The sequence below is a fragment of the Oscillospiraceae bacterium genome (assembly GCA_015068525.1).
Classification (GTDB): domain Bacteria; phylum Bacillota; class Clostridia; order UMGS1840; family HGM11507; genus SIG450.
Window position 1 is genome coordinate 89629 of the sequence record SVKJ01000005.1, and the last position, 13673, is coordinate 103301.

11 protein-coding genes are annotated in these 13673 nt (G+C 32.3%); 1 reads left to right on the forward strand and 10 read right to left on the reverse strand.

Going from position 1 to position 13673, the window contains the following annotated elements; genetic code table 11:
• Positions 1 to 13 precede the first annotated feature (13 nt).
• The 4 genes from glgA to glgB all read right to left on the reverse strand — a co-directional run bounded on the left by glgA (position 14) and on the right by glgB (position 5845).
• Complete coding sequence (gene glgA / locus E7419_02965; protein ID MBE7014153.1) at positions 14 to 1435, reverse strand: glycogen synthase GlgA; 1422 nt, start codon at positions 1433 to 1435, stop codon at positions 14 to 16.
• A gap of 162 nt (positions 1436 to 1597) precedes the next feature.
• Positions 1598 to 2716, reverse strand: a complete 1119-nt coding sequence (gene glgD / locus E7419_02970; GenBank protein MBE7014154.1) for a glucose-1-phosphate adenylyltransferase subunit GlgD — start codon at positions 2714 to 2716, stop codon at positions 1598 to 1600.
• A gap of 12 nt (positions 2717 to 2728) precedes the next feature.
• Positions 2729 to 3940 carry a glucose-1-phosphate adenylyltransferase gene (locus E7419_02975; GenBank protein ID MBE7014155.1) on the reverse strand — a complete coding sequence of 404 codons (1212 nt, stop codon included), beginning with the start codon at positions 3938 to 3940 and terminating at the stop codon, positions 2729 to 2731.
• 18 nt (positions 3941 to 3958) lie between these two features.
• Entirely contained in the window at positions 3959 to 5845 is a 1887-nt protein-coding gene (gene glgB, locus E7419_02980; protein MBE7014156.1) for a 1,4-alpha-glucan branching protein GlgB, read from the reverse strand.
• A gap of 186 nt (positions 5846 to 6031) precedes the next feature.
• Between glgB and E7419_02985 the strand changes: the two genes are divergently transcribed.
• Positions 6032 to 7867: a glycoside hydrolase family 13 protein gene (locus E7419_02985; GenBank protein MBE7014157.1), complete on the forward strand. Its 1836-nt coding sequence runs from the start codon at positions 6032 to 6034 to the stop codon at positions 7865 to 7867.
• A gap of 319 nt (positions 7868 to 8186) precedes the next feature.
• On the opposite strand, the gene E7419_02990 is transcribed toward E7419_02985, so the two are convergent.
• The 6 genes from E7419_02990 to E7419_03015 form a co-directional block, all read right to left on the reverse strand.
• Entirely contained in the window at positions 8187 to 8951 is a 765-nt protein-coding gene (locus E7419_02990; protein MBE7014158.1) for a YdcF family protein, read from the reverse strand.
• A 280-nt stretch (positions 8952 to 9231) separates the two neighbouring features.
• Positions 9232 to 10167 carry a tyrosine recombinase XerC gene (locus E7419_02995; protein MBE7014159.1) on the reverse strand — a complete coding sequence of 312 codons (936 nt, stop codon included), beginning with the start codon at positions 10165 to 10167 and terminating at the stop codon, positions 9232 to 9234.
• Entirely contained in the window at positions 10160 to 10717 is a 558-nt protein-coding gene (locus E7419_03000) for a hypothetical protein (protein MBE7014160.1), read from the reverse strand. Before E7419_03000 ends, E7419_02995 begins: the two co-directional genes overlap by 8 nt.
• Positions 10718 to 10754: 37 nt before the next feature.
• Positions 10755 to 11672 carry a glutaminase A gene (gene glsA / locus E7419_03005; protein MBE7014161.1) on the reverse strand — a complete coding sequence of 306 codons (918 nt, stop codon included), beginning with the start codon at positions 11670 to 11672 and terminating at the stop codon, positions 10755 to 10757.
• A gap of 38 nt (positions 11673 to 11710) precedes the next feature.
• Positions 11711 to 13348 carry an alpha-amylase gene (locus E7419_03010; GenBank protein MBE7014162.1) on the reverse strand — a complete coding sequence of 546 codons (1638 nt, stop codon included), beginning with the start codon at positions 13346 to 13348 and terminating at the stop codon, positions 11711 to 11713.
• A gap of 128 nt (positions 13349 to 13476) precedes the next feature.
• On the reverse strand, positions 13477 to 13673 hold a 197-nt coding region (locus tag E7419_03015), incomplete at its 5' end, for a putative sulfate exporter family transporter (GenBank protein MBE7014163.1).

Below are 13673 nucleotides of genomic sequence, written 5' to 3' on the forward strand. Positions count from 1 at the left end.
TTTTCTCCTGTTCCTATATTAGTTCTTTATACATATTTATATACTGCTCTGCCGGATAATTCCAACTAACGTCTTTTGACATTGCATTCTTTCTTAGTATCTTCCAGTTTTTCTTATCGTAATACAAATCAACAGCACGCTTTATTGCATCAAGCATATCAAAACTATCATAACTTTGGAATGTAAGTCCAACGCCTTCTTTTGTTTCAGGATTAAAAGGAACAACTGTATCTTTAAGCCCTCCGACTGTGTGAACTATCGGTATTGTTCCATATCTCATAGCAATAAGTTGAGAAAGACCGCATGGTTCTGATTTTGACGGCATAAGAAGTATATCGGCTCCTGCATATATCTTAGAAGCAAGGGCAGATGAGAATTTAATAACACTTCGTATTTTATCATGACGGTTATATTCCCAGCCTCTTAACATGTTTTCGTATTCCTCATCTCCTGTACCAAGAATAATAATCTGCACAGGAAGATTTGCTATCTCGTCCATTACAGGATAGAACAAATCAAGACCTTTTTGTTTTGTAAGCCTTGAAACCATAGCAATAATAGGTACATCTTCTTGTCGTGAAAGTGCCATTTCATTTTGTAAATCAATTTTATTAAATCTCTTATTCTGAAGTCGTGAAATATCATAATTAGTTTTGATGTCTTTATCAGTAGCAGGATTAAACACATTAGTATCAATACCGTTTATTATACCACGAAGTTTATTTCTTCTGGCATTTAAAATATGACACAGTCCAAAAGAATGTTCCTCATTTAATATTTCATTTGCATAGTTATTGCTGACTGTTGATACTAAATCAGCAGATTCTATCCCTGCTTTTAAGACATTAACATCTCCGTCATACATCATAAGAGGTTTATATGAAATATCAAGTCCGAAAAGCTGGCCTAAAATATATGGGTCAAATTTTCCCTGAAATTCAATATTATGAATTGAAAGTACAGTTTTTATATTCCTGTATTCTTCCCTTTCTCTGTAAAAAGCATTAAGGTATACAGGTATCATTGCAGTATGCCAGTCATTTGCATTAATAATATCAGGAATAAAATCAATAATTGGCAATACATCTAAAACTGCTCTTGAGAAGAACGCAAAAATTTCTCCATCATCATACGAACCATAAACTTTTTCACGATTAAAATACTGTTCATTATCAATAAAATAATAAGTAACATTATCAATTTTGGCAGTAAAGATACCACAATAGTTATTTCTCCAACTATTACTAACATAGATGTTTGTTACATATTTTAATTTTTTTCTCATTTCGGGTTTGATAGCAGAATATAAAGGTAAAATTACCCTTGCATCAATGCCCTTTTTATTTAACTCTTTGGGTAACCCACCCATAACATCGCCAAGTCCTCCTACCTTTATAAAAGGAGAGGCTTCAGAAGCGGCAAATAATATTTTCATATACATCACTTTCCTATCAATTTTAGCCATCGGAAAGTTATCTAAACCCTCCAATGGCTTTTTAGCCTTTGCTATTTTAGCAAAGGCTAAATATAAATTCAATATTTTTTTATAATTATATCATAGTTTTAAACTTATGCCTATATATATTTTGAACAAAATTTATTCAACAATCTTACCTTTATTTATCATAAATGGCATGGAATTTGTTCCCATAAGAACTTTTCCTTCAGTTACTAAAACATCTGCATCTGTTATAACACAATCTAAATTTGCATTTTCAGAAATAATAGTTCCCTGCATAAGTATAGAATTTTTAACAACAGCACCTTTTTTTACTACAACATCACGGAATATAATACAATTTTCTACACATCCGTCAATCTTTGCTCCGTCAGCAACCAGAGAATTAGTAACTTTAGCATCCTCGCCATACATCGTAGGTACAGAGTCCTTAATTCTTGTTAAAATATGATTTTTTCCATGAAATAGTTCCATACGAACCTCTTTATTCAAAAGATCCATATTAGTTTTATAAAAATCTTCCAAAGATTTTATCTGCGAAACATATCCGTCAACTTTATATCCATATATTTTATAATCATTAAAACTGTTTGCAATAACATTTTTCTTAAGAGAATACCATCCGTAAGTTATACCCTTTTCAATCAAAGAAATAAGTAAGTCTCTCTTTAAAATTACCATATCAAGCTGGATATTAACTTCCTTATCAGACGCATACTGATGAAACATTGTATCAACAAGACGGCCATCATCACTAAGTGTAACTTCAAGTTCCATTTTTTTAGGGATTAAATTTTTGTAAGCGAAGGTAATATCAGCACCTTTTTGTTCATGAAACTCCATAAACTTTTTAAGGTCAATATTCATCACAATATTAGAATCACTCAAAATGCAATATTCAGGCAAAGAAGTTTTAATATATTCCATAACGCTGTTTATTGCTTCAATTTTATTTGTAACCATGCCAGTACTATCATTAGTAGAAAAAGGAGTTAAAAATTTAAGTCCGCCATTTTTCCTGTTTAAATCCCAGTCTTTTCCCCATCCTACATGGTCCATTAAAGAACCATATTTATTACGGGTAACAACTCCTACGTTATGAACATTTGCACCAACCAATGCAGAAAGAATAAAATCAATAAGTCTGTATCTTCCTCCAAACGGAATGGAAGCTAAAGTTCTGTTGTTTGAAAGTTCGTTAACTTCCATAGAATCATAGCCGTAACTATCAGCAAATAAAACACAAAAAGCATTCAAAATATTCTCCTCCTATCCTCTTACACTATTCGGTTCAACCATTTCGCCCGGTAAAACAACCTGACCTGATTTTACACGTGCACCCTGACCGATAACAGCAATTCCCCATTTATCAGGATTCTTATAATCTTCAGGTGCCGCACCAATAATTGCACCGTCTTCAATAACTGCGTCGTCTGCAATTATCGTATATTTAACCTGCGCACTTTTTCCGATTTTGGTATTTCGCATTACAACTGAATATTCAACTGTTGCACTTTCTTCAACCTCAACATCGGAAAAGAGAATAGAATAATTAAGTTTACCGTCAACATAACAACCCTCTGTTACCATTGAATTAACAACATCAGCACTGTTATGTATAAAGTGTGGTGTTGTAACATCATGACGGCTGTATATTCTCCAAAGAGGATCCCATATATTTATAGCAATACTTGGATTTAACAAATCCATATTTGCTTCCCATAAATTATCGATAGTACCAACATCTTTCCAATATCCGTCAAACGGATAAGCAAACATTCTCTGGTTATCATTAAGCATTGCAGGAATAACATCTTTACCAAAGTCGTTAGAGGTATTTTCCCCTTTTTCTTCGTCTAATATAAGATACTCTCTTAATTTTTCCCATTTAAAAATATAAATACCCATTGATGCTTTTGTGGATTTAGGAACTTTAGGTTTTTCTTCGAATTCTCTTATCGAATAATCATCATTTGTATTCATTATTCCGTAACTCGACGCCTGATCAATAGGAACATCCATTACCGCTATTGTAGCATCTGCATTTTGTTTTTTATGAAAATCAAGCATTTTAGCATAGTCCATTTTATAAACATGGTCTCCTGACAAAACAAGAACATATTCAGGATCGTATTGTTCTATAAAATTCATATTCTGGTATATGGCATTGGCAGTTCCTTTATACCACGATGCAGAACTACCTGTATAAGGAGGCAAGATATAAACACCACCGTTCATTCGGTCTAAATCCCAGGGTTGACCGTTTCCGATGTATGAATTAAGTTCAAGAGGACGATACTGAGTCAATACTCCTACTGTATCAATCCCTGAATTAGTACAGTTAGATAAAGTAAAATCTACTATTCTGTACTTACCTCCAAAGGGTACTGCAGGTTTTGCACGTTGATTTGTAAGAACATACAACCTGTTACCCTGACCGCCTGCCAAAAGCATGGCAATCATTTCTTTTTTCTTAGCCATTATATTACCTCCAAAAAATTATTTTTTTCGACTTGCTTTTTTATAAAAATATGTCGTTGAAAAGGCAGGAATATTTAGCTTGATATACTGTGCCTTTCCATGCATTTTTCCACTTAATGCACGGACTTTATTATTTTTTATCACTTTTCCTCCATATTTTTCATCATCCGAAGAAAAAATTTCTTCATAAATTCCTTTTCTTGGAACACCTATTTTATAGTCCTTCTGAGAAACAGAAGAAAAATTACAAACACATAATATACTGTTCCCCGCTTTATCATATCTTAAAAATGAAATGATATTATTATTATCATCATCCAGCGCAGCCCAATCGAAACCATCCCATGTATTATCAAGTTCCCATAAAGGTGTTTTACTTTTATATAAATTATTCAATTCCTTAACATAATTTTGAAGTTTTGAATGTTTATCAAAGTTAAGCAAGTTCCAATCAAGTTCTTTTTCTTCATTCCATTCAATAAACTGACCAAATTCACTGCCCATAAACAAAAGTTTTTTACCTGGATGGGCATACATATAGCCAAGATATGCACGAAGATTATCAAATTTAACATCATAATCACCGGGCATTTTTGACAAAAGTGATTTCTTCCCATGAACAACTTCATCGTGCGACAAAGGAAGAACAAAATTCTCGGAAAAAGCATAAGTTAAAGAGAATGTAAGATTATTGTGAACACCTTTTCTGAAAAACGGATCCTGACTCATATACATAAGTGAATCATTCATCCATCCCATATTCCATTTATAGTTAAATCCAAGACCGCCGTCGCTGACCGGATATGTAACCATAGGCCATGCAGTCGATTCTTCTGCAATCATCATTACACCGTCAAATTGTGAAAAAATGCGTGTGTTCAACTTTTGTAAGAACTCTTTTGCTTCAATATTTCCGTTGCCGCCATATTTATTTGGACGCCACATGCCATCTTTTCTTCCATAATCAAGATAAAGCATAGATGCAACTGCATCAACTCTCAATCCGTCAATATGATATTTATCAAGCCAGAAGCATGCATTGGAAATCAAAAAACATAAGACTTCATTTTTAGAATAATCAAAAATTCTGGTTCCCCAATCAGGATGTTCTCTTTTAAGTTCGTCCTCATATTCATAAAGACATGTACCGTCAAATTCATATAGACCATGTGCATCTTTAGGAAAATGGGCAGGAACCCAGTCTAAAATAACACCAATATCATTTTTATGGCACAAATTAACAAATTCCATAAATTCTTTAGGTGTGCCGTAACGTGATGTAGGTGCATAATAGCCTGTAACCTGATATCCCCAGGATTTATCGTAAGGATATTCAGATAAAGGCATAAGTTCTATATGAGAAAATCCCATTTCTTTTACATAAGGAATAAGTTCTTCTGCCATTTTAGAATAACTAAAGGGATTACCGTCAGAATATGTTTTCCATGAGCCAAGATGAAGTTCATATATATTAACAGGTTTATTATAAGGAGCAACTCTTTTATCCATCCATTTTTTATCACTCCATTTATAACCTTCTATATCATATACTTTAGATGCAGTTCCCGGACGTGTTTCAGTATGAAAAGAATAAGGGTCTGTTTTATACAGTTCTTCCCCATTTTTTGTAACAATAAGATATTTATATGCATCAAACTCTTTAACATCTTCAATAATACATTCAAATATACCACCGCATGTTATACGATGTGCTTTATGTGAATATTTTTCCCAATTGTTAAAAGATCCTGTAACGTAAACTTCCTTCGCATTAGGAGCCCATACCCTAAATATACAGTATCTACCTTCAAGGTGAGCGCCTAAGTATTTATACGCTTCGTAATTTGTTCCCTCGTGGAAAAGATATTCCGCGAGAGTATTGTCTTTATTTAGTAAAATTTCCATAAGAAACTCGCTTTCTTAAATAATCAAATGTTTAAAATTTCTATACTATAATTATACTATAACACATTTTTTATAAAAAGTACACTATTTTATTAAAAAAATTTCCAAAATTATCATATAATTTTACCATTGACTTTTTTAAAAAATAATAGTATCCTAAAATGATATAAAATTCAGGAGGCAACCATGAGAGATATAATTTATAATCCAAGATATGAAAAATACAAAAAACCGTTTGGTGCAGTTAAAACTTGTGAAACGGTTATATTTTCAATTGATGTAAACAACTCTCTTTCTCCTGATGAAGTTTATTTTATATATAGAGTGGACGAAAGCAACGAGTCTATATATATTTATATGGACAAAACCGAAAGTTATGACGATTACAGTGTTTTTTCATGTAAAATTAACTTTGATAAAGCAAATTTATATTTTTACCGATTTGAAATAAAAACAGGAGGAATTACAAAATTCATAGGAAAAAACGGTAACGAGGCAAAAATTGAAGACTGGCTACCCGAATGGCAACTTACAGTTTTCGATAAAAACTTTGATACACCTGAATGGACACATGGTGCGACAATGTATCAAATATTTCCTGACAGATTTGCAAAAAGCAACAAATTTAATCCTCCAACTGCAAAAAATGAAAGAAAAATTCATAAAGACTGGTTTGAATTACCTGAATTTATATATGACACTATAGATTATAAAGCCAATGATTATTTTGGAGGTAATATACAGGGTGTTATAGAAAAATTAGATTATTTAGTAGATTTGGGAATTGATATAATATATTTTAATCCTGTTTTTGAAAGTCCTGAATATCATCGTTACAGTACAGGAAATTATTTAAATATAGACCCTTATTTCGGAACAAACGAAGATTTTAAACTACTTTGTGAAGAATGTAAAAAAAGAAATATAAAAATAATTATTGACGGAGTCTTTTCACATACAGGTGCCGACAGTTTATATTTTAATAAATATAATCATTATGACTCTATTGGAGCAGCAAATTCATGCACCTCCCCTTATTACAACTGGTATTCATTTATTGAATATCCGAACAAATACCACTCATGGTGGGGGTTTGATAATCTGCCTAATGTTGATGAAAACAATCCCGAATATACAAATTTTATTACAGGAAAAGACGGTGTTATTGATTACTGGCAGAATATGGGATGTTCAGGATGGCGACTTGATGTTGCAGACGAACTGCCTGATGAATTCATATCAGCACTTTATAAAAGGTCAAAAGAAAATAACAAAGAATCTTTTATAATAGGCGAAGTATGGGAAGATGCAACCAATAAATTTGCATATGGCAAAAGAAGAAAATATCTTCTTGGCGGTCAGATGGACAGTGTTATGAATTATCCGTTCAGGACTGCAATTCTTGAGTTTATCAAAGAAAAAGACCATATTCTTTTTAATGACAGAATATATTCTATTTTGGAAAATTACCCTCCCCCTGTTGTAAAATCTCTTATGAACAGTATTTCTACTCATGATACTATACGTGCAATAAGTTATTTTGGGGTATCAGTAAATGTAGATAAAAAAGACCACGGAAAATATATATTGTCGCAAGAAGAATATAACAAAGGAAAAAAACAACTTTTATTTGCAACATTTTTACAGTTCACTTTACCTGGTATCCCCTCTGTATATTATGGTGACGAGGTCGGACTCGATGGATTATCCGACCCATACTGCAGAAAAACATATCCTTACGGAAAAGAAGATTTTGAAATACTATCCTTTTATAAAGAATTATCAAAAATAAGAAAAAATAACAAAGAAGATTTTTCTTCCAATTTTTCTCATATAGAAAGCGATTATGGGTTTTATGTATATAAAAGAGGAAATTTAATTTGCGGAATAAATTTAAGCAATGAGGATAAATTTTTAAAACTTGAAAATGAAGAAATAATATATTCCTTTGGGGATATAAAACAAGAAAATGATACATTGAAAATAAATTCTGAATCAATATTCATTGCAAAAAGACAGTAATTTTTACTGTCTTTTTGTAAATTAAGATATTTAAAATGTGAGGCATAAGGTTTAGATGCAAATCCTTATAGCGATATACTCACTTCGTTCGTGCGATATATTTTCACTATGTTCAAATGCGATATAACTCCGCTTTGCTCCGTCGCGATATAATATAAATTCCCTTTTCTCGTCCCGAAGGGACATATCGCACCTTTAGGTATATCGCATCCATAAGGATATATCGCAAATTCCGTCAGGAATTTATATCGCTGCGTTGCTTATGCAACGCAATTGTTCATGATATGTTAAAAGTAAAAAAACTCATATCTTATACTATTTAGTCTAATATCCACATTTTAAAAACAGCAACACTTTCCCTTAAATAACAAGGCATAAGATTATACCATTGCAAACCTGCATGTATATGCGAAACATCCTTAAATCCTGTCTTTATCGCGACACTTGTTGCACGAAAAACATGAAAATCATTCGTAACAACAACAATGGAGTAATTATCTTCGAAATATTTATCAAGTAGCTCTTTAGAAAATTCTATATTTTCTGTTGTAGACGTTGCTTTCTCTTCTTTTATAATTTTATTCCCTGCAACCCCATGTTCAACAAGATACTTTTCCATAGCATAAGCCTCTGTCACAGTTTCTTGAAACCCTTGTCCACCGGTAACAACAATTATAGCTTCAGGATTTTTGCTATGATATTGAATCGCCTTATCAAGACGCATCTTCAATGGCAAAGTTATCTTATCCCCTCTAATGCCCGCCCCCAAAACAATAACTGCATCTTCATTATAACTAATATTATCTACATTGCCGAATACTGCCATGAAAGATACTAATATAAATTCAATACAAAAAACTGCAATCAAAAAGACTTTGAAATATTTGAAAAATCCCGACTTAGTCAGTTCTTTAATCTTTTCGTAAAATATCCCTATGTTAATTGCAAAAACTCCCAGAATAACTACCAATACAACTCCGAGGTTAATGTTTGACATTATACACAATATAAATCCATATATAGCAACAATTATTCCAGCAATAGTTATTAAGACAGATATATTCATCTTTTTATTATGTATCATTCAAGCAACCACCTTTTCGTCTAAATGCGACTTTCTTTATGTTGATTCGTCAAGTTTGAGAGAAAAAATTTGACGATATACTCGCTCACGCTCGTTCGATATATTTTCGATTCTATTAAATGTTATATAACCTCATTTTATTCAGTTGCAATATGACATATCTCGCCTTTGGCAAGAATATTCTAAAATAGATACAGTGTATAAAAAGGTATATCGCAAATTCTGCAGGAATTTATATCGCTGCGGTTGATACTCAACCGCATAAAAGCAATAATAAATTTTAATCTTTAATTTCCTTTCCAAAATTGGAAAGAGGATTCCTGTCCACCGCTTCTTTTATCATATCATTTGACACATGGGTATAAATCTGGGTTGTACTTAACTGTTCATGTCCCAAAATTTCCTGTAAGGCTCTTACATCAACTTTTCCATATTTATACATTAAAGTTGCTGCAGTATGCCTTAATTTATGAGTAGAATATTTTAAAGGATCAAGCCCTGCTGCCGCAATATATTTCTTAACAAGAAACTGAACAGTTTTAAAATATATCCTGTTATTTTGCCCACTTATAAAAAGTGCTTTTTCATCTTTAAGATTAAGTTTAGGGCGCACTTTAAGATAATCGTCAAGAGCAGACCTGCAAGCAGAATTTAAATAAATAGTTCTTTCCTTGTTCCCCTTACCTTTTACAACAAGACTGTCTTTTTTAATATCAGTTAGATTTATTCCTACAAGTTCAGAAAGACGAAGACCACAGTTTAAAAACAAAGTAAGTATTGCAAAATCTCTCTCTTTATGGCGCCCGTCAATACAACTAAGTAACCTTTTACTTTCATCAAGTTCAAGATATCTTGGCAGTGCTTTTATAGTTTTTGGAGCATCCAGCGCTTCGGTAGGATTATTCTCAATAAGTTTAACTTTGATATGAAGATATTTAAAAAAAGATTTAATGGAAGATACGCGTCTGGACCTTGTACGAGCACTGTTATTTTTTTCGGTACTTATATACATAAGATAATTATAAATATCATTAAGTTCAATAGTTTTTATAAAATCAATATCAATTTCACCACTATGCCCTTTAATCTCTTTTATGTAACTCAAAAAACCGCTAAGGTCGTAATAATATTCCTTAACAGTATTCGGGCTTCTGCCCTCAATTGTAAGTTTTTGTGTTAAAAAATTTTTTAAAATTAAAGGTGCATCATCATACATAAAAATTTTCTCCTATATCTACTATGTAATATTTCATATTATCGCTTTTGTTTTCCCAAATTATATTATAACATCCTTTAAGTATCACTGATTCCATTATATTACCTGTCGGTTTACATATTTCTCCGTTAAGTACAGCGCCGTTTCTAAAATAATTATATATTCCATCTGTTTTTTTACCTGAATAAAAATTTTTATCATTTACCATAGTTAATGAGTAACAATTTTTAAATCCATTATTTTTTAGTTGCTCCATAAAAGCAATATCTTTAACAAAAGAAAACATCTGTTCAGGATATTGACCATTTTGAGGATATTTTAATTCTATCGCAAATTTTGATGTTTTGTTATATACAACAATATCAATCTCATGCTTTTTAAGACCATCTATCCCAAAAAACTTGGTATTACGCTCAAATTCCACCTTATATTCAGTGAGTCTGTTTCTTAGAAATATTCCTAATTCATGCTGAAAACTAAACTCATTGTAAACCTCAACTTGCCCACTCGCAACTAATTGCATAAATTCACGCAATAAATCTTTTATCATATTTACCCCTTTGGCAATTAATTTCTTACGCTATTTTTTAAAAAATACTGAGTTCTAATTCTTGGCTTAATAATTCTAGTGCTTTAATTCCTGCAGAACTATTCCCCTTACTGTCTAATGCAGGCGAATAGATTCCTATACCCATTCTATTTGGCACTACTGCCATTATACCACCACCAACACCACTTTTTGCAGGTATGCCAACATTAATAGCAAATTCTCCTGAACCATCATACATTCCACAAGTCATCAAGACTGCATTAATGTATTTGATATGCTTTTTTTCGAACATCTGCACACCTGTAATCTGATCTTTTCCTTTATTTGCCAAAACAAAAGCAATCTTCGCCAAATCTACACTTGTAACTTTTATTGAGCAAGCCCGAAAATAACAATCAAGTACCTCTTCAGCATCGTCGCTAATAATTCCATATGCCTTAAGCATATATGTAAGAGCCCTGTTTTTGTTACCGGTAGACTTTTCAGACTTGTAAACATCCTCATCGATATTAAGATTGGGATTACCGGCAATTTTTCGTGTCAAATCAAGTAATCTTTGAAATTTCTCCTTATATGTTTCACCATCTATAAGTGTACACAAAGCTATTGCGCCTACGTTTATCATAGGGTTGATGTGCTCACTATTTAAATCCTGATCACTATAATTAAAAGCATCAAATGGTTTTCCTGTAGCTTCTACTCCAACCAGACTTCGAACAACATCGTTGCCTTTATCCTCAAGCGCTTGTAATAATATTATTGCCTTCACAATGCTTTGCATCGTAAAACTCTTTTTATAATCTCCAACACCAATTATACCATGTTCGCTTGATATCGTGCAAATTCCAAAATCATTTGGATTGGATTTTGCCAGTTCAGGAATATATGTAGCTACCTTACCATTTTGTATATAAGAATAACACTTACTCATAATTTTGTGTAATAATTTTTCCATATATAATCTCTCCATTTTGATATTTTTCGACATATTACCTAGTTAAAACTCTTGATCCATGTTACCAAAGAATCGTGATAGATATTCTCTAAGACATCTTTTTTCATTCGTTCTGTAACAGGTCCATTTCGTTTCATTCGTTCCAATATCGCTTCCTGCAGTTCTTCTATGGTCATTTCTTCAAAAGTTTTATTTTGTTTAAAGACAGTTTTTTCTATTTTAACAGCATCTTCTGCAAGGGTGGGAGTTTCAATAGTTTCCTCTGAAATTACCGATTCCTTATTTTCTTCAATATGAATTTTAATTGGCTTTATTTCTTCACACGAAATGTCAACAGGCAACCATATTTCCCCTGAATTAGCCTTTACATTCACGAAAATATGCCCGTCTTTTACAGGGACTCTTTCTCCAGAAAGTCCGCCAACATACTCTTTAACATTGGAAGATGGAAGATTCATCATAAAATCATTATCATCATTATTAACTGTAACAAGTACAGACTTACCATTATAATTTCTTGAAAATGCATACTGACCGTTTGTTAAAACCAGCTCTTTATATTCGCCATAAGATAATGCTTTTGTTTCAAATCGTATTTTGCCTAATCTTGAAATCAAATTAATCTTTTCATTGTTTTTAGTTAAATTAACATACTCGTTATATGAAACAGCAGGTCTTAAAGAATCATCAGAGCCGTATTGTTTTTGCCCTTCAATGCCAAACTCTGAGCCGTAGTAAACAGACGGAACACCCGGCAGAGTATAAAGCAAAATATGAACAGGTATAAAATGGCTTTTATTATTAAGTTTAGTGTAAATACGTTCAACATCATGATTATCCACAAAGTTGTATAGTTTAAGTCCGTCAGGTCGATTGCCGCCCATTTCATACAAGCGTTTTACAGTATGAGCAATTTCAAAATAATTATGGTCATTATGACCTGAATATAATGCTTTATGCAAATGATAATTAGTTACAGAGTGCAATGTTTCTCCGTTTACCCAGCGAATATAGTCGCCATGAATTACTTCTCCCATAAGCCAGAAATCAGGCTTAACCTCATTTGCTACCTGACGGAGCATCTTAATATAACTAAAATCCAATACATCTGCAGCATCAAGACGAATTCCGTCAATATCAAATTCCTTTACCCAGAAACGAATAACATCACCGATATATTCACGAACCTCATTATTGTGCTGATTTAACTTGGCGAGCAAGTCATAACCGCCCCAGTTATCGTAAGAAAATCCGTCATTATATTCATTATTGCCATTAAAATTTACATTACAGTACCAGTCAATGTATCTTGAAGATTCTCTGTTTCGCCTGATATCATCAAATGCAAAAAAGTCCCGCCCTGTATGATTAAACACACCGTCTAAAACCACGCGTATGTCATATTTATGACATTCCAAAACAAAAGTTTTTAAATCTTCGTTCGTGCCAAGTCTTGTATCCAGTTTTTTATAATCAGTTGTTTCGTAACCATGCCCTACTGATTCAAAAAGAGGACCAATATAAAGAGCGTTAAACCCAAGTTTTTTTATTTGCGAAATGAAAGGAAGTAAACTATTTAATCTATGTTCAATCTTATCATAAGAATTTTGTTTAGGTGCTCCTGTCATCCCCAAAGGATATATGTGATAAAATATTGCTTCGTCATACCATGCCATATAAAATTCTCCGTTTCATATATTTCTAATAAAGTTCAACAATCTTTATATAAAGACTGTATAATTTAGATGCCAATGTTATTAGAGGCATGTTCGTGTTAAGTTAGGAATAAAAAATCATTCTTAAATTACACTAATCCCATACACCACTCAACACAAATGGCAACAATGACTACAAGTGCTGATATTATAAATCCATGAATCATTGGATTTATTCCGGACTTTTTCATATCCTTAAAGCTTGTGTTTAATCCTATTGCCGCAAGTGCAGTAACCATCAAAAATTTACTTATATCTTTAGCAACTGATGAAACATTTGCCGGTA